The sequence below is a fragment of the Rickettsia endosymbiont of Orchestes rusci genome (genome assembly GCF_964030945.1).
GTDB lineage: Bacteria > Pseudomonadota > Alphaproteobacteria > Rickettsiales > Rickettsiaceae > Rickettsia.
In genome coordinates this window covers 623720-640482 of sequence record NZ_CAXIQG010000004.1, presented here as the reverse complement: position 1 = coordinate 640482, position 16763 = coordinate 623720, and the positions used below count along the sequence as shown (strand labels likewise).

The following is a 16763-nucleotide window of genomic DNA, read 5'->3' as shown; positions in this document are numbered from 1 at the left end:
ATTATGAAAAACAGTGAATTTAGAGCATATGCATTTATACAAAACTCTTTAAAAGAGCTTGGTTGGAATATAAAGAATCCAAGTATAAATAGTAATGGTCAAGTATATACTCAACATGAAGCTTTACAAAATGAAATATTAAAAAAGGCTTTAAAAAGAAAAGTACCAGAGAATGTAATTAAGCTTGCTAATAATTTATGGTGGATTATTGAAGCAAAAGCAGGTCATAAAGAATTAGAAACAGCAGTAAATGAAGCTAAAGATTATGCAACTATGCTTAATGATATTCAGGAAAATAGTTGTGTTTTTATTAGTGGAGTTGCCGGCAATAAAGAAGATTCATTCTTAGTTGAGACTTATTATTTATATAATCAGAATTGGTGCAGAATTCAAATAAATGATTATAAAACAACAGGTTTTTTAACCCCAGAAATGATTGATAAAATTATTAATATTCAGCATTATTCAATTAATGAAGAAGTTATTGCTGATGAATTATTCTTGGAAAAAGCAAATAAGATTAATAATATATTACATAATGGGGCTATAAATAAAAGAAACCGTGCAAAAGTTATTGCTTCTATACTTTTAGCTTTAGCAGAAGATGAATATCTAAAAATTAGCAAAGAACCAACAATTTTAATAAAAGATATAAATGCAAGAGTGCATAGTATTTTAACAAAACATAATAAAGAAAATTTTGTACAAGAAATTGAATTAAAATTGCCGACTTCAAAAGATAATCATATAAAACATAGACAGGCTTTAGTCGACACAGTCCAAGAATTGAAAAATTTAAATATACGCTCTGCTATTAATAGTGGTAGAGATATTTTAGGACAATTTTATGAGATATTTTTAAAGTATGCTAATGATGCAAAAGAAATAGGAATTGTTTTAACGCCTAGGCATATAACAAAATTTGCTGTTGAATGTATTGATATTGGGTATAATGATTTTGTTTTTGATCCTATAGCATAATCCATTAAGGTATTGACAAGTAGCATAAAATAAGTAAATCTATGTGCGAAAAAGGAAAGAGATGGTCCGAGCATATCCATACGAACTAAGAACAAAAGCATTAGAGTTAATAGATAAAGTTAAGTCAGTAAGTAAAGTTAAGGAGTTATTAAATATATCTAGGCAAACATTATACAAATGGCAAGCTATTCAAAAGAAAGAAGGAGATATTCAGCCGAGAGTAGGCTATCAAAAAGGTCATAATAAAAAGCTAACAAATATGCCGGAGTTTAAGGAATTTATAGATAATAATGCCGATAAGAGCCTAAAAGAATTAGCAAAAATATCAAATAAATGGTCAGCAACGACAATTTGGCGAGGTATAAAAGCACTAGGATATAGTTATAAAAAAAACTTTTACGCACCCCAAAAGGGACGATGGAGCAAGGAATGATTTTATAGCTAGAATCAAAACTATTTCAAAAGAAGATTTAGTGTTTATGGATGAATCCGGAATAGAAGACAATGCATGCTTGTAGTACGGTTATAGCCTAAAAGGTAAAAGATATTACGATAAGAAAATTTACCAACATAAAACAAGAGTAAGTATGATAGCAGGGCTTTGCAATGGTAAAATAATAGCTCCAATAGTTTTTGAAGGGACTTGTGATACACTAATTTTTAAGAGTTATGTTGAAGATTTTTTGATCAAAGAATTAAAACAAGGTCAAGTGGTTGTTATGGATAATATTAATTTCCATAAGAATTCCAAGGTCAAAGAGCTAATAGAATCTGTAGGTTGTAGTATTTTATTTTTACCTACTTACTCTCCTGATTTAAATCCAATTGAGCATTATTGGTTTAAATTAAAAAATCAAATTAGAAAAACTGCAAAAGACTTCGAACATTTTTTTGATGCTGTTTGTTATAATCTGTCCACATCTTAATGGATTATGCTGTACCTGTGGAACGGGAGGTTTTTTAGTTTCAGCTTTTGACTATGTGAAATCCAAAGCTTCAGAAGAGCAAATTAGTGAATTTAGAACAAAACATATTTATGGTATAGAGCAAGATGCTGAAATAGTGGGTTTAGCATTGGTTAATATGATATTTAGAGGTGATGGTAAAAGTAATGTATATGAGGGCAATACATTAAATAGTAAGTTTAGAAAAGTAAATGGAGAATATAGAAAAATAGATTTATTAACTACAAAAGACACAGGGGAAGCTTTTATGTCAAAAGTATTAATGAATCCTCCCTTTGCAATAGAAAACGAGGAAGAATATAAATTTATTGATCATGCGCTTTCTCAAATGGTTAAAGGGGGAATATTATTTGCTATAGTCCCAACCTCGACAATTACTTCAGCAAGTGATGGAAAAGGAGAAATAACATAGAGAAAGGAATTACTAAATAGGCATACGGTAAAAACGGTTATTAAATTATCTGATGAGCTATTTTACCCTGTTGCCTCAAAAGGAACTTATGCTATAATAATTGAAGCACATAAGCCACATGATTTTAATAAAGAAGTATTGTTTGCAATAATGGACGATGGCTATACCATGAGGAAAGCCAAAAGAGTTATATCAGATAATATACCTTCAAATATTGAATTAGTAAAGCAAAAAGTCAAAGAACATATTTTATTAAATAATAAAATTGATGCTATTGAAAAAGTAATAGGGCTATCAAAACTCAATATATATGATAATAGCTATGATTTAGCTCCTGAAAGTTATTTACAGGCTTTCAACGATTTTAATACTACTTTTGAAATTACTACAAATTTATTACAAGCTTTTATTAATCAAGAAAAACATAAATCTAAGCAAATCAATAAGCAAGATAAAAAAGACTTAAAAATATTTGATATTTCTGAATTCTTTATATCAATTAAACGCGGTAAATGTCCACCTATTAATTCTTTAAAAGAAGGTGATATCCCAGTTATAACTACAACTGAATCCAATAACGGTATAATCGGTTATTATGATGTTCCAAATAACATTACTCATATAGATTGTATTACAATTTCTGCTAATGGCTCTTCTTGTTGTGCATTTTATCAACCATATAAATTTACGGCAAATGCTGATGTTTTAGTGGGGAAATTGAAAGAAGAATATAATAATCTATATTTTAAAATATTTCTATGTACCGCAATAAGAAATAGTGCTTGGAAATTTACTTATTATAGAAAATGTAGTAATACAAAATTATTAAAAGATGTAAAAATTGCAATACCACTAAAAAATAACCAAATAGACTATAACTTTATTAGAGCAAAAATAGAAAATACTACCGGCTTTAATTTATTAAAAGATTACTTAAAGGAATAAAAATTCTATAAACCTCAAAATGTCACAAAATAATCAAATATCTAATAACTTTATTAAATCATGGTGGCGTAGTACCGATCAGCAAATCGTCATCTCGTTAATGATTTTATTTGCTTTTAGTCTAATGTTAGTTACTACGTCAGGTTCGGCGGTGGCGAACAGAATCGGCTTAGAAGAAAATTATTTTTCTTCACGACAAATATTTTATTTAAGCGTAGCTTCGGGTCTTATAGTATTATTTTCGTGTTTTAATAAAAAATGGCTTAAACGATTTGCCATATTGGGCTTTATTTTTAGTATAATATTACTAGTTTTGGTTAAATTTTTTGGCTATGAAGTAAAAGGGGCTACTCGCTGGATTAATATTGGGGGCTTATCGATTCAACCGTCGGAATTTATAAAACCGTTCTTTGCGGTGGTTATAGGCTGGATATTATCGTTAAAATTTGAAAAAGATTTCCCTAGCTTTTCTGTCGGTATTATACTCTATTTTATCGTGGCGTTATTATTAATTATTCAGCCGGATTTCGGTATGTTAGTCATGATTACGGCAGTTTTCGGCATTCAGCTTTTTATTGCCGGTATGCCGATATTCTGGATTATACTAACTAGCTTTATAGGGCTGATAGGGGTAAGTGTTGCCTATTTTTGGCTGCCTCACGTGACTCAAAGAATCAATTCTTTTTTAGACCCCGATAGTAGCGAAAATTATCAGGTTAGTAAGTCTCTTAGAGCCTTTGAGCATGGCGGTTTATATGGTCGCGGACCGGGAGAAGGTGCGGTAAAACAAGTGTTACCGGATTCACATACGGATTTTATTTTTGCGGTTGCAGGAGAAGAATTCGGGGCAATTATTTGTTTAATCGTCATTGGGATATTTGCCTTTATAGTGCTTAGAAGTTTTGTTAAAGTGGTGAATGAAAAAGATAAATTCATCCAATTTGCCGCAAGCGGGATAATTGCCCAGCTAGGTCTACAGTCAATTATTAATATCGGCGTCACACTGCATTTATTGCCGACAAAAGGTATGACGCTGCCGTTTATTAGCTATGGCGGGTCTTCAACACTTGCTATAGCGATTGCAACCGGTATGCTGCTTGGTTTTACCAAATATAAAACTCCTCTGACTTCATATAAAATTTTACAATACTGAAATAGACCTCTTGCGAAACTCTATTTCTTCTGGTAATTTGTACGTCGAGCCTAGACTCGAATCCTCACATAACGCGAACTATGGATAAGTTTTTATTTTAAAAACTTATCCATAGTTGGGATTCACGTGGCGTTGTTGCATGGCTCAAATTTTCGATGTCATTCCCGCGAAGGCGGGAATCCAGAAAGTATTTAAGCGAATTATATAGTAAATTTTTATATAATTTTATTTATTTTAAGTATTTTTTCTGGATTCCCGCCTTCACGGGAATGACATACTGCTGCTTTTATCGAACCATGCAACAAAGTCGGTTCACGTACGAAAAAGTACGCTATGGTTCGAGGTGAAGTGTCTCCTTCAAATTCCCGAGAATAAGCGAGTTTGGCAAAAGGTCTAATTATGAAAAAAATAATTTTAGTAGCAGGCGGCACAGGGGGGCATTTTTTTGCTGCTACGGCTATTGGCGAAGAATTAATAAGCAGAGGCTACGAAGTGCATCTTATTACTGATCTTAGATGTCAAAAATATATAATGCCGCTTCCCAAATTAACATTTCATATAATAGACTTAAAAAGATATCCTACATCTTCTTTACAAAAAATTAGGTTTTTCATAGCTTTGCTAGCTAGTGTTTATAAATCTATCAGACTATTATATACTCTTAAAGCAAGTGTTGTTGTGGGATTTGGAGGGTATCCGGTTGTGTCTTCAATGTTTGCAGCTTTGTATTTAAGGATGCCGATCATAATTCATGAACAAAATTCTTATTTAGGAAAAGTTAATAAGTTTTTTGCAAAATTTGCTACAAAAATTGCTTTAGCTTATGAGCAAACAAAGAATTTACCTAATACCCTAAAAAACAAACCTGTAATTACCGGAGGAGTAGTTAGGGAAAGTATTAGAGATATAGACAAGTACGTCATTGCGAGGAGTGGCAAAGCCACGACGCGGCAATCCAGAGAAAAACTAGTATTATTAGATAATGTTTTTCTGGATAGCCACGGCGCTAAGGAGCGCCTCACTATGACGGATTCAAGAGTAGGGGATAACATCTTCAGAATATTTATTTTCGGTGGAAGCCAAGGAGCTAAAATATTTTCTGAATTACTACCTAGAAGCATAAAATTTTTAATACAAAAACATCCGGCATTAAAATTACATATTACCCAACAGGCGGCAAAGGATGATCAAGTAGAGATTAAAAAAATATATTCGCAATTAAATATTCGTTATGAGTTGGCAGAATTTTTTGAGGATATCGCTCACCGATATCAAAATACGGATTTAGTAATTTCACGAGCCGGAGCCTCTACTATAGAAGAATTAACCTATATAGGTATGCCGGCTATTTTTATCCCCCTTCCTATAGCGTCAGAAAATCATCAATTTTATAATGCAAAATTACTAGAGGATGCAGGGGCGGGGTGGTGCATGGAGCAGGTAGGCATTTCTGAAGTAAAATTAGCCGATAAAATATTAATGCTAATAAAAAACCGTAATATGTTAGCACGAGCGTCAAAAAATTTATTGAAAAGAAAAAAAGAAGGTCATAGACTTTTGAGTGATTTGATAGAAGAGGTAGTAAATTAGTATGTGATGTTATTTCCCTGCTGCATTGGCCGCGTGGATCAAAAATTGTCTCAAAGAATATGTCATTCCCGCCGTTGCTCAGCGTTGTTGCATGGCTCGAATTTTTGCAAAGCGTTCGGTGTCATCTAGTTGCTTGACCACGGCATCCAGTCTTTTTATTAAGGCTTTTTCCGGATACCGTGGAGGGGCCTCGGTATGACAAGTTTTAAGCGGTTTTAACCATCCACGCGGACATTGCCTCCTCGCAATGACGGACTTTATGGACCTTTACCGCTTAAATTAACATTTATGCGTGAAGGCGGGAATGAAAAATTACTATAAATAAAATACATAACTTATGACATTTTTACATTCCAATATAGATGTTATCATTTTTATCGGTTTTTTAGTCGTTAATATAGTAATAGGATTCCTTAATATTAAAGGAATAAAAAATATTCGGGAATATGCTATAGGAAAAAGAAATTTTTCCACAGGTACCATAGTTGCAACGCTTATTGCTACGTGGATCGGTAGCAGTAGTTTTTTAGTAGATAGCTCAAGAGTCTATACGGAAGGACTATTTTACCTAATACCGAGTATAGTTGGCGGCGTTGTTAGTTGGTTGTTGATTAGTTACTTTTTAGCTCCTCGCCTGGAAAGATTCCTAGGAGCGTTGTCAGTGGCAGAAATAATGGGTAATATCTACGGCAATAAAGTGCGAGTTATTACGGCTATATCGAGTATATTAACGGTTATCGGCAAGATTGCCATGCAATTCCATGTAGCTAGTCTAATATTGGAGTTATTTTTTAATATTTCAAATTTTTACGTAGATTTACTTATGGCTGCCGTAATAATAAGTTATTCGGCTTTTGGCGGTATAAGATCGGTGACTTTTACCGATGCCGTACAGTTTTTTACTTATAGTGCCGTTATACCGGTTATCGGGGTGATAGCTTGGAATGTTTTTAGTGATCCAAATATTACGGTTAACTCGGTTGTGCAAAGCCATATGGTTGATTTTCACGAGTTATTTAGTTATAAAAGTCCTAAATTTTGGATGTCACTAAGTATTTTTGTATATTTTTCTATTCCGTCCCTCGGTCCGTCAATTTTTCAACGAATTTTAATGGCAAAAGACACGAGGCAAATATCGAACTCTTTTTTCATTGCCGTTATAATATGTTTTTGCTTATCGGCACTGTTTATTTGGATTGCCATGTTATTATTGTCCCAAGCTCCGAATATTGAGCCGAATATATTATTTTTGCAAATTATTAAAAGCTATACGGGGTTTAAGGGGTTAATAGTCGGCGGAATTATGGCGATGATAATATCAAGTACTAATTCTTATATTAATGTTGCTACCGTGACTTTTTCAAACGATTTAGCTAAAAAATTTCCGCTAGCTTTTTCTTATATAACGGCAATTATTATCGGTATATTAGGTTTTATTTTATCGCTTTATACAAAAAATTTAGTAAATCTATTTTTGATTGTAACCGGCTTTTATGCGCCGTTAGTTACTATGCCGTTAATTTTGTTAATATTCGGTTTTCGCTCGACTGCTAAATCCTTTTTTATCGGCATGGCTGCTGCAATAATAACTATCTTATTATGGTATTTATTTTCTTTAAGAGAATTTACCGGCATATATGCAATATTACCGGCAACGCTCGCGAATGTAATATTTTTTATCGGTAGTCATTATATTTTGAAGCAGCCCGGTGGATTTAATTCTTTCGAGTTGCCTTTAGCATTAAAAATATTAAGGTTGGAGCGAAAACGTCAATTAATAAAATTATATAGTTTAGCAAGAACATTTAACATTTTTAAATTTTGGCGAAATACGCTGCCTAAACAAGAAATTACTTATAGCTATGTCGGTGTATTTATTGTTGCGTCTATTTTTTCCTCTTTATATACCACTCCTGCCGGTAAAATAAAAAATCATTTAGAGATATATAATTTTATTTATCACTGTGTGCTTGCCGTTTCAACGATTCTTATAACTTATCCGTTATGGCCGGTAAGATTTAAAAAAGAAAATATTATAGCATTTTTCTGGTTTATCGGCATATTTGTTATCTTAATATTTTTTGCCGGTTTACTTGTTATCACTAGTAATTTCCATAAATTAGAAGTGATGATTTTTATGATTAATTTAATAATAGTCGCGACCCTATTTAGATGGCATATTACTTTAATTATGACTATAAGCGGTGTCTTTGCCGGCGTTGAATTTTATAAATATTTTATGAAAGAAAAGTTATTAATTGATGAGTATAATCTGCAAGCAGAGATAATATATTTGCTGACGTTATTTAGTAGTCTGTTAATAATTTTTTTAAAACCGAAACAGGAGCAGCATCAATTAATTGAGTCACAAAATACTCATTTAGAAAAACAGGTAAGTTATAGGGAAGAAGAATTAGAAAAATTATTAGATTTAAAACATGAATTTTTACGTAATATAAACCATGAAATCCATACACCTTTAACCGGCATTATTAGTTTAGGGGAAACTTTATGGGAAAAATATGACAAATTTGACGATAAGCAGCGGCGCAAGGCGATAGAAATAATTGCTAAAAGCTCTACTCGGTTAAATAGCTTAATGAATAATATCTTAGATTTTTCTAAATTATCGACGCTTAGTTATCATTTGCATAAGAAAAATTTAAATTTAAGCGAGCTTTTATATGAGAGAATTAAAGTTTGTCGAAAATTATATTTAAATAACAAAGAGTTAAATTTTGTTTTTGAGATTGATGATAATATTATATTTAAGGGTGACCTTCATTATATCAAACATACATTTGATAATTTAATTATTAATGCAATTACTTATAGTAATGAGGGTATTATAAAAATTACCTTAGAAAAAACAGAATTCGGCATTTTATTTAGCATAAAAGATAGTGGAATAGGAGTCCCTAAAGAAGAGTTGAAAAGTATATTCGGGGTGTTCGTCGTCAGCTCAAAGACTCGTACCACGGCAGGAGGAAGAGGAGTAGGGCTTGCGTTATGTAAGAAAGTAATAGAATTACATGGCGGTAAAATTTGGGCAGAAAATGATAGCAAAGGTAAGACGAGTTTTATTTTTACGTTGCCGTTTTAGCTGTTTTGCGTGTGCTGTCATACCGTGGCTTGACCGGCTTTGTTGCATAGATACCCCAAACGTCATTGCGAGCGACCAAAGGGAGCGCGGCAATCTAGAAAATAATAAGTTTCATAGCATTTTTTGCTATTTTTTCTCTGGATTGCCACGTCGGGACTACGTCCCTCCTCGCAATGACGGTGCTTTTTTACAAGGATTTCGATCCATGCAACAACGCAGGCTTGACCCACTACTGTACGAACGTTTAAATAAAGAGGTAAAAATTCTGTCATTCCGTGGCTACGACCACGGAATCCGGCTTATAATATCATAAAAAGATTCTAAAATAAGTCTAATATGGCTTTATTTTCCTGGATGCCGTGATCAAGTCACGGCATGACACAGCCTTTTTTCAACGTTCGTACAGTAGTGGGCTTGACCGGCTTTGTTGCATGGATACCCCAAACGTCATTGCGAGCGACCAAAGGGAGCGCGGCAATCTAGAAAATAATAAGTTTCATAGCATTTTTTGCTATTTTTTCTCTGGATTGCCACGTCGGGACTACGTCCCTCCTCGCAATGACGGTGCTTTTTTACAAGGATTTCGATCCATGCAACAACGCAGGCTTGACCCACTACTGTACGAACGTTTAAATAAAGAGGTAAAAATTCTGTCATTCCGTGGCTACGACCACGGAATCCGGCTTATAATATCATAAAAAGATTCTAAAATAAGTCTAATATGGCTTTATTTTCCTGGCTGCCGTGATCAAGTCACGGCATGACACAGCCTTTTTTCAACGTTCGTACAGTAGTGGGCTTGACCGGCTTTGTTGCATAGATACCCCAAACGTCATTGTGAGCGACCAAAGGGAGCGCGGCAATCTAGAAAATAATAAGTTTCATAGCATTTTTTGCTATTTTTTCTCTGGATTGCCACGTCGGGACTACGTCCCTCCTCGCAATGACGGTGCTTTTTTACAAGGATTTCGATCCATGCAACAACGCAGGCTTGACCCACTACTGTACGAACGTTTAAATAAAGAGGTAAAAATTCTGTCATTCCGTGGCTACGACCACGGAATCCGGCTTATAATATCATAAAAAGATTCTAAAATAAGTCTAATATGGCTTTATTTTCCTGGCTGCCGTGATCAAGTCACGGCATGACACAGCCTTTTTTCAACGTTCGTACAGTAGTGGGCTTGACCGGCGTTGTTGCATAGATACCCCAAACGTCATTGCGAGCGACCAAAGGGAGCGCGGCAATCTAGAAAATAATAAGTTTCATAGCATTTTTTGCTATTTTTTCTCTGGATTGCCACGTCGGGACTACGTCCCTCCTCGCAATGACGGTGCTTTTTTACAAGGATTTCGATCCATGCAACAACGCAGGCTTGACCACGGCATGACAACGTTACTTAATGAGAGAATATTGGAATTATGATTACCTTTAACAAAAAAACAGACTTTATTTCTATTATAGCGCCTTCTTCCAGTTGTCGTGATGCTGAAAATAGATTAGAGGAAGCAAAAAAGATATTAGTAGAGCGAGGGTTTAAAGTTTTAGTAGATGATAAAATTTTTGCCGGAGATGAATTACCTTTTTTTGCTGCTCCTAAAACTGAACGGCTAAGAATGTTTAAGGAAGCAATGGAAAACTCTGAAGTTAAAATTATCTGGGCTTTTCGTGGAGGGTATAGCTGCGGCGAATTTGCCCAGGAGTGTTTTGATATAAAAATGGCAGGTGATAAAATCCTGATAGGTTATAGTGATATCACTGTTTTGCATTTATTACTGAATCAATATTATAATATGCCGAGTATTCACGGCTCGGTTTTAACATCCTTATTGCCTTCTACTAATCAAGATATTCAAGAGATAATAAATATAATTGAGGGCGAAGATAGTAAAATAGCAGTTATGCCGATTAATAAACCTAATGAAAATAATATAGTAGGAAAAGTTAGCGGCGGTAATTTAACTGTTTTAACTAAAATGATCGGTACAAAACTTTCTCCTAACCTTGATAAGAAAATTTTAATATTGGAAGATGTTAATGAAAAAGGTTATGCTATTCATCGTAATTTAATGCAGCTAAAAAATGCCGGAATGTTTGATAATGTCAAAGCTATAATTTTCGGTGATTTCACTAATAGCGATGGAAATGAAACAATTTCTATAGAAGCTTTTTGCCGTAATCATATCCCGCAACTGCCGACATATCATGCTCTAGGAATCGGTCACGGTCAAATAAATCATCCTTTTATAATGAATCATGAAGCGGTAATAGAAGGTAATTATCTTAATTTTACTAGCCCATTTCAGCTTATCGGTAGTTAAATGAAACAGCTTATTAAAATAGGGACAAGAAAGAGTCCGTTAGCCTTAATTCAAACTAATCTAGTGGTTGAGCAAATAAAGCTTAACTTTCCCGCTATTGATTGTGAAATAATCCATATCGTAACCGGCGGGGATTTAATTCAAGATAAAGCTCTGTATGACATTGGCGGTAAGGCTTTATTTTTAAAGGAAATAGAGCAAGCATTGTTAGATAAAAAAATAGATTTAGCCGTTCATTCTTTAAAAGACGTACCCGGAAGAATACCGCAAGGGTTAATAATTGCTGCCGTGTTAGAGCGAGAAGACCCAAGAGATGCTTTTATTTGCACGCGGTACAAATCAATTGAAGAGTTGCCGCAACATGCAATAGTAGGTACGTCGTCACCTCGAAGAAAAGCGTTTTTGCAAAAAATAAGACCGGATTTGCAGATAGTAACTTTTCGTGGAAATATAGATTCAAGAATCAGAAAATTAATGAATAAAGAAGTTGATGCAACGATTTTAGCCTATGCCGGGCTTGCAAGGTTTAAATGCTTTAATCCCGAATATTGTAATTTAATTGATATCAGGCAAATGCTCCCCGCTATAGGGCAAGGGGTTATTGCGGTGGAAACCCTAGAAGAAAATAACAAGATGCTTGAGATATGTAGGAAAATTAATCATTTGCCAACCTCGGAATTAATAAAGCCTGAGCGAGCATTTTTAGAGTATTTAGATGCAAATTGTCGCACGTCCGTAGCTGCTTATTCTACTTATCAAGGAGAAGAGAAAATTAAAACCGACTATATGTTAGGTAGTGTAGAGGGTAGTAAAATGGTTTTCCATACTGAAATTACTACTATAAAAAACTCTAGAGAATCAGGAATAAAAGCAGCAAAAATAATGTTGAAGAGGATAGTTTAAAGCATGTTCTATGTCATTCCCGTGCAAACGGGAATCCAGGCTTTTCTTTGTCATGCTGAACTTGTTTCAGCATCTCTTTAACAGATCCTGAAATAAATTCAGGATGACTATAATTTTTCTAGATTCCCGTTTGCACGGGAATGACATACTGCCGCTTTATCGAGCCATGCAACAAAGCCGGCTTGACCCACTACTGTACGAACGTTGAAAAAAGGCTGTGTCATGCCGTGACTTGATCACGGCATCCAGGAAAATAAAGCCATATTAGACTTATTTTAGAATCTTTTTATGATATTATAAGCTGGATTCCGTGGTCGTAGCCACGGAATGACAGAATTTTTACCTCTTTATTTAAACGTTCGTACAGTAGTGGGCTTGACCACGGTATGACAAGTTTTAAGCGATTTTAACCATCCATGCAACAACGCCACGCGGGAATGACATTAATCTACTTTAATTCCTAGCTACTTCCTATCCACATTCTTCTAAGGACGTTATCTTTCCTAATAAAATGATGATAAAGAGCAGCTAAAATATGAAGAATGATTAAAGCCGAGAATATAAGGGCGCAGCTTTCATGAATTTTTTTGAAGATTTTTGCTGTTTGTTTATCTTGCATGAATGATTTAATAGTAAATAATCCGTAAAAATCGATATCGTGATTTGCTAGGATCGTCATAAGAAAGCCGCTAACGGGCATAATCAACATCAAAATATATAATAAGTTAATATTGATTGTTGCGGCTTTTTTTTGCCAATTCGGTAAATCAAGAGGTAAGGCGACGGAAGCGTTATAAAACTTCCATAACAACCTTACTATTACTAATGATAATACTAATATGCCTGTTGCTTTATGAAGGGCATAAAGCTGTAGGTTCTGTTGTTGATCTGCAAGGTCACCCATCACAAACCCGACAATAATCATTATGATAATTATAACAGTCATTATCCAATGAAAGAGCTTGGTAATTAAGCCGTACGAATTTTCAGTATTTTTGATTATCATGATAGCCTCAAAATTTTAATGTCATTCCTGCGAAGGTGTTGCTTGCTTTGATATCATTCCCTGCGTCCTTTTATGTCATTCCCGCGTAGGCGGGAATCCAGTCTTTTCTTTGTCATGCTGAACTTGTTTCAGCATCTCTTTAACAGATCCTGAAATAAATTCAGGATGACTATAATTTTTCTGGATTCCCGCCTGCGCGGGAATGACACCGAGGGCGTTTTTAACCATCCATGCAACAAAGCCGCTACGACCACGGAATGACAGTACTAACGTTACTTACCTAATAGCCTCGTCAATAATTTTTTCTGCCGTCTCACCGCTAAAATTTTCTTTATCGTTTAATATTAGGTTAGAGCCTTTTAAATCTGTGCCTATATGCTCTTTTCTCCCTTTCAAAATTTTAGCTAAAAATTGTTCGGCTAAAGCATAATATGATAATCTATTTGCCGGTCTGGCAAAGCCGTGTCCTTCATCTTTATAAAGTGCATAAATCACCGGAATTTTTCTAGCCTGCATAGCTTTTACTATTTGATCGGATTCCGCTTGTACTACGCGTGGGTCGTGAGCTCCTTGAGCAATAAAAAGCGGTTTTTTAATATTGTCGATAAAGTTTATCGGTGATCTTTGTCTTAAAAATTCTTTTTCTTCTTCGGTATCCCATGGACCGATTCTTGTTTTATAAATACTAAGAAGAGGGATTACGTAAGGTGCTTTAGTTTCTACGTGAGTTAATAAATTAGACATGCCGACCACGTCGACACCGCAAGCAAATACGCTAGGCGTCATGGTCATACCGACGAGTGTGGCGTAGCCTCCGTAGCTTCCGCCCATAATAGCGATTTTATCGGGATCGGCTATATTATTTTTAATCGCCCAATTCACGCCGTCAATGAGATCGTCGTGCATTTTTCGACCATATTCTAAATTGCCGGCATTAAGAAAATTTTTGCCGAAACCGGTAGAGCCGCGGTAATTTATACTAAGCACCGCATAACCGCGATTCGCCAGCCATTGATGTTCCGGATCATATCCCCAACTATCACGCGCCCATGGTCCGCCATGTACGTTAATTATTAACGGTAATGTTTTACCTGGTATATTATCTTTATCAAGCTGAACGTCATTCGGAAAAGTGATATAGCTAACTAAATCCAACTCGTCTCGTGACTTAATAATTACCGGTATCATCTTAGCTAAGTTATATTGTTCAAGGGCCTTACGGTTGGAAAATAAAAATTTGGCTTTTTTCTTTTCACGGTTATATTTGTAATATTTTACCGGGGCATTGTCGCTTAAATAAGCAACTAACCACATCTTATCGTCAAGTGTTCGGCTATTGATAATTAAGTCTCCACGATCGATATTTTGTAAATACTCAATATCTTCTTTAATTGAATTATCTAAAATTTTATAAGAAACTCTTTCATAATTAACTGCTACCGCTTGAGGAGTTCCTTTAGTCGGATGCACGGCGAATATTCCGACATCTGCTTTATCGTCTTCAGCGATTAACTCCGTCTTACCGGTAGTTAAGTTTAAAGATTTGAGTGCTGAGGTGTTACGATCGCGTCCGTCAAGTATGTAAAGAATATCGCCGCTAGCGTCAAAGCCAAGAAAAGAAGTATTAAAGGAATCTTCCATAGATATTTTAGTAAATAACTTCCATTCGCCGTTTTTCAGTTCGTGATATTCGGTATTGCTGTTTTCATCTAATAGCTCCCCGAATCTTATTTGTAAGTCATCGTCAACCGTGAAGCCGGTAAATTTTTCGTTTTTGAATATTAGTTCTTTTTCTAAACTATTAAGATTTAATTTATAAACATCGAAATATTTAGGGTCTCGATTATTTAAGGCAATTAATATCTCGTTAGGGAGCTTATGACTAATTCCTAAAATAAAGGCTAATACTTTACTTTCAGGCGTAATAAGCTTTGTTTCTTTGGTCTCGATATTATAGCTATAAATACGAAAATTTTCATCTCCCTTATAATCTTGGGAGTATAAAATATTTTTATTATTATAGGCTATGGAATATGATCTAATACCGCGTTCCTTATCATTGGTTATTACTTCTGCTTTACTTAAGTCATCTGAAGGTGCTAGCCAAATATTTAGTACGCCGTCTTTTGGCGCGATATAAGCAATATATTTACCGTCATGGGTTAAAGAAACTCTCATTTTATTAGGATTACCGAATAAAACTTGCCGGGGAATTAGTGTATTATTATCATTTTTAGCAATTATTTTAGCTTGAGCTTGGGTTTGAAACATAAAAATAATAGAAAATATTGTTAATATAGTACCGATAATACGGGAAAAATGCATAAAGACTAAATTATTTGTTATAAAAACACCGTCATTGAGAGGAGGCACAAAGTGCCGACGGTGGGGCTTTGTTGCACGGCTCTAAAAAAGTGCCGTATGTCATTCCCGCGTAGGCGGGAATCCAGGCTTTTCTTTGTCATGCTGAACTTGTTTCAGCATCTCTTTAACAGATCCTGAAATAAATTCAGGATGACTATAATTTTTCTGGATTCCCGCTTTCGCGGGAATGACATCAAAAATTTGAGCCATGCAACAATGCCGGCTTGACCACAGTATGACAGTCCTTTATGCTATACCAAATCACACTCTTTCAACGTTACTTAAAAACCAATCTACGTCGCTAGTGTTGGTGCTACGGGTAAATGTCCATTCTTCTTTAAGGTTTTCAAGCTTATCAACAACATTTTTGCCTTGAAATAATAGCTTAATAAAAACATTATTACCGAACATATAAATCTCGGAAAATTGTGCGTTTAAACTAGTTGAATCTATAAAATCCCCGTAACTTGGTGCTATTTCTTCAAATTTTTCTAAAAATCTTTTATCTATTAACTGTGATAGCTCATCTTTTTGCTTATTAGTTACTGCTTCAATAATCATTTGAAACGCTGCTTTGGCATTATTTATAAAACTAACCGGTCTAAATGATCTAAGGCGTTTTTGTAGCATTTCCATACCGTCAACGACCGGCGTTAGATTTTGCTCGACTATCAAACCGTCTAAAGCTTTTAAATCTTCGGCAGTCGGTTCAGTTTTTTTAGCAGAATCATTTGAATTTTTTGAAGTATAAGTAACGTCTTTAACAGGCGGCTCGCCGAAATATGATTTGTTTTTAGTCGGATCGTCGTCGGAAGTAGAGCCAAGCGTAGTAATTAGCTTATTAATAATAAAAAAAGCGATACCTGCAAAAATTAATAACTCGATTATTTGAGCGGACATTGATGTTTTACTCTCAAAATATTTAAAAATGATAATAATATTCTATTACAAAAGAGAAGTTTTTAAAAGTTATTTATGTAATAGAGTCTATAATTTTAAAAAAATGATTCGAGGAAACA

Annotated in this window: 20 protein-coding genes and 2 pseudogenes; 15 read left to right on the top strand and 7 right to left on the bottom strand. The window is 34.5% G+C overall.

From position 1 onward, the window contains the following. Window positions 1-3 precede the first annotated feature (3 nt). From AAHM91_RS07185 to ftsW, 6 genes and pseudogenes are all read left to right on the top strand, one after another. Window positions 4-981 carry an N-6 DNA methylase gene (locus tag AAHM91_RS07185; protein ID WP_342270345.1) on the top strand — a complete coding sequence of 326 codons (978 nt, stop codon included), beginning with the start codon at window positions 4-6 and terminating at the stop codon, window positions 979-981. 61 nt (window positions 982-1042) lie between these two features. Next, window positions 1043-1907 (top strand): annotated as a pseudogene (locus AAHM91_RS07180) (IS630 family transposase). Further along, on the top strand, window positions 1876-2358 hold the full coding sequence (locus AAHM91_RS07175; RefSeq protein WP_342270344.1) for an N-6 DNA methylase: 483 nt from the start codon (window positions 1876-1878) through the stop codon (window positions 2356-2358). Before AAHM91_RS07180 ends, AAHM91_RS07175 begins: the two are co-directional and overlap by 32 nt. Before the next feature lie 12 nt (window positions 2359-2370). Next, window positions 2371-2703: pseudogene (locus tag AAHM91_RS07170) on the top strand (N-6 DNA methylase); the annotation flags it as partial. Window positions 2704-2739: 36 nt separating this feature from the next. Further along, window positions 2740-3303 carry a restriction endonuclease subunit S gene (locus AAHM91_RS07165; protein WP_342270745.1) on the top strand — a complete coding sequence of 188 codons (564 nt, stop codon included), beginning with the start codon at window positions 2740-2742 and terminating at the stop codon, window positions 3301-3303. 19 nt (window positions 3304-3322) lie between these two features. Beyond that, complete coding sequence (gene ftsW, locus AAHM91_RS07160) at window positions 3323-4456, top strand: putative lipid II flippase FtsW (protein WP_341793835.1); 1134 nt, start codon at window positions 3323-3325, stop codon at window positions 4454-4456. 215 nt (window positions 4457-4671) lie between these two features. Here the strand turns inward: ftsW and AAHM91_RS07155 are convergent, their stop codons facing one another. Further along, window positions 4672-4887, bottom strand: coding sequence for a hypothetical protein (locus tag AAHM91_RS07155; RefSeq protein ID WP_342270343.1), 216 nt, complete (start codon window positions 4885-4887; stop codon window positions 4672-4674). Between AAHM91_RS07155 and murG the strand changes: the two genes are divergently transcribed. The 9 genes from murG (at window position 4856) to hemC (ending at window position 12374) form a co-directional block, all read left to right on the top strand. Beyond that, window positions 4856-6046, top strand: coding sequence for an undecaprenyldiphospho-muramoylpentapeptide beta-N-acetylglucosaminyltransferase (murG, locus tag AAHM91_RS07150; protein WP_342270342.1), 1191 nt, complete (start codon window positions 4856-4858; stop codon window positions 6044-6046). The two genes, AAHM91_RS07155 and murG, sit on opposite strands and share 32 nt — an antisense overlap. A gap of 25 nt (window positions 6047-6071) precedes the next feature. Then, complete coding sequence (locus AAHM91_RS07145; RefSeq protein ID WP_342270341.1) at window positions 6072-6245, top strand: hypothetical protein; 174 nt, start codon at window positions 6072-6074, stop codon at window positions 6243-6245. Window positions 6246-6383: 138 nt separating this feature from the next. Next, window positions 6384-9149, top strand: a complete 2766-nt coding sequence (locus tag AAHM91_RS07140; protein ID WP_342270340.1) for a sodium:solute symporter family transporter — start codon at window positions 6384-6386, stop codon at window positions 9147-9149. Next, the gene (locus AAHM91_RS07135) at window positions 9103-9462 is read left to right on the top strand and encodes a hypothetical protein (RefSeq protein WP_342270339.1); all 360 of its coding nucleotides are present in this window, start codon (window positions 9103-9105) and stop codon (window positions 9460-9462) included. The genes AAHM91_RS07140 and AAHM91_RS07135 overlap by 47 nt, the downstream gene beginning before the upstream one ends. A 46-nt stretch (window positions 9463-9508) precedes the next feature. After that, window positions 9509-9847 (top strand): hypothetical protein, encoded by a 339-nt coding sequence (locus tag AAHM91_RS07130; RefSeq protein WP_342270338.1) that lies wholly within the window; start codon window positions 9509-9511, stop codon window positions 9845-9847. A 46-nt stretch (window positions 9848-9893) separates the two neighbouring features. After that, window positions 9894-10232, top strand: a complete 339-nt coding sequence (locus AAHM91_RS07125) for a hypothetical protein (RefSeq protein WP_342270337.1) — start codon at window positions 9894-9896, stop codon at window positions 10230-10232. A 46-nt stretch (window positions 10233-10278) separates the two neighbouring features. Next, window positions 10279-10575: a hypothetical protein gene (locus AAHM91_RS07120; RefSeq protein WP_342270336.1), complete on the top strand. Its 297-nt coding sequence runs from the start codon at window positions 10279-10281 to the stop codon at window positions 10573-10575. Then, the gene (locus AAHM91_RS07115) at window positions 10572-11471 is read left to right on the top strand and encodes an LD-carboxypeptidase (protein WP_342270335.1); all 900 of its coding nucleotides are present in this window, start codon (window positions 10572-10574) and stop codon (window positions 11469-11471) included. Before AAHM91_RS07120 ends, AAHM91_RS07115 begins: the two co-directional genes overlap by 4 nt. Next, window positions 11472-12374, top strand: a complete 903-nt coding sequence (gene hemC, locus AAHM91_RS07110; RefSeq protein ID WP_342270334.1) for a hydroxymethylbilane synthase — start codon at window positions 11472-11474, stop codon at window positions 12372-12374. A gap of 460 nt (window positions 12375-12834) precedes the next feature. Here hemC and AAHM91_RS07105 read toward each other — a convergent pair whose 3' ends face one another. From AAHM91_RS07105 to AAHM91_RS07080, 6 genes are all read right to left on the bottom strand, one after another. Next, the gene (locus tag AAHM91_RS07105; RefSeq protein ID WP_253307895.1) at window positions 12835-13380 is read right to left on the bottom strand and encodes a cytochrome b; all 546 of its coding nucleotides are present in this window, start codon (window positions 13378-13380) and stop codon (window positions 12835-12837) included. A gap of 75 nt (window positions 13381-13455) precedes the next feature. Further along, entirely contained in the window at window positions 13456-13608 is a 153-nt protein-coding gene (locus AAHM91_RS07100) for a hypothetical protein (RefSeq protein ID WP_341793844.1), read from the bottom strand. 48 nt (window positions 13609-13656) lie between these two features. Beyond that, window positions 13657-15705, bottom strand: a complete 2049-nt coding sequence (locus AAHM91_RS07095) for a S9 family peptidase (RefSeq protein ID WP_342270744.1) — start codon at window positions 15703-15705, stop codon at window positions 13657-13659. A 17-nt stretch (window positions 15706-15722) separates the two neighbouring features. Beyond that, a complete protein-coding gene (locus AAHM91_RS07090; RefSeq protein WP_341793845.1) occupies window positions 15723-15845 on the bottom strand; it encodes a hypothetical protein in 123 nt (40 codons plus the stop codon). Beyond that, the gene (locus AAHM91_RS07085) at window positions 15805-15954 is read right to left on the bottom strand and encodes a hypothetical protein (protein ID WP_342270333.1); all 150 of its coding nucleotides are present in this window, start codon (window positions 15952-15954) and stop codon (window positions 15805-15807) included. Before AAHM91_RS07085 ends, AAHM91_RS07090 begins: the two co-directional genes overlap by 41 nt. Window positions 15955-16005: 51 nt before the next feature. Then, window positions 16006-16644, bottom strand: a complete 639-nt coding sequence (locus AAHM91_RS07080) for a Tim44 domain-containing protein (RefSeq protein ID WP_253307893.1) — start codon at window positions 16642-16644, stop codon at window positions 16006-16008. Between the last annotated feature and the right edge of the window lie 119 nt (window positions 16645-16763).

Bases quoted from the DNA above. Each gene is read 5' to 3' on its own strand.
- AAHM91_RS07135 (WP_342270339.1), top strand. From the start codon at position 9,103: ATGATAGCAAAGGTAAGACGAGTTTTATTTTTACGTTGCCGTTTTAGC.
- AAHM91_RS07085 (WP_342270333.1), bottom strand. From the start codon at position 15,954: ATGGCTCAAATTTTTGATGTCATTCCCGCGAAAGCGGGAATCCAGAAA.
- AAHM91_RS07095 (WP_342270744.1), bottom strand. From the start codon at position 15,705: ATGCATTTTTCCCGTATTATCGGTACTATATTAACAATATTTTCTATT.
- ftsW (WP_341793835.1), top strand. From the start codon at position 3,323: ATGTCACAAAATAATCAAATATCTAATAACTTTATTAAATCATGGTGG.
- AAHM91_RS07100 (WP_341793844.1), bottom strand. From the start codon at position 13,608: ATGGTTAAAAACGCCCTCGGTGTCATTCCCGCGCAGGCGGGAATCCAG.
- AAHM91_RS07175 (WP_342270344.1), top strand. From the start codon at position 1,876: ATGCTGTTTGTTATAATCTGTCCACATCTTAATGGATTATGCTGTACC.
- AAHM91_RS07185 (WP_342270345.1), top strand. From the start codon at position 4: ATGAAAAACAGTGAATTTAGAGCATATGCATTTATACAAAACTCTTTA.
- AAHM91_RS07080 (WP_253307893.1), bottom strand. From the start codon at position 16,644: ATGTCCGCTCAAATAATCGAGTTATTAATTTTTGCAGGTATCGCTTTT.
- hemC (WP_342270334.1), top strand. From the start codon at position 11,472: ATGAAACAGCTTATTAAAATAGGGACAAGAAAGAGTCCGTTAGCCTTA.
- murG (WP_342270342.1), top strand. From the start codon at position 4,856: ATGAAAAAAATAATTTTAGTAGCAGGCGGCACAGGGGGGCATTTTTTT.
- AAHM91_RS07105 (WP_253307895.1), bottom strand. From the start codon at position 13,380: ATGATAATCAAAAATACTGAAAATTCGTACGGCTTAATTACCAAGCTC.
- AAHM91_RS07090 (WP_341793845.1), bottom strand. From the start codon at position 15,845: ATGACAAAGAAAAGCCTGGATTCCCGCCTACGCGGGAATGACATACGG.
- AAHM91_RS07140 (WP_342270340.1), top strand. From the start codon at position 6,384: ATGACATTTTTACATTCCAATATAGATGTTATCATTTTTATCGGTTTT.
- AAHM91_RS07115 (WP_342270335.1), top strand. From the start codon at position 10,572: ATGATTACCTTTAACAAAAAAACAGACTTTATTTCTATTATAGCGCCT.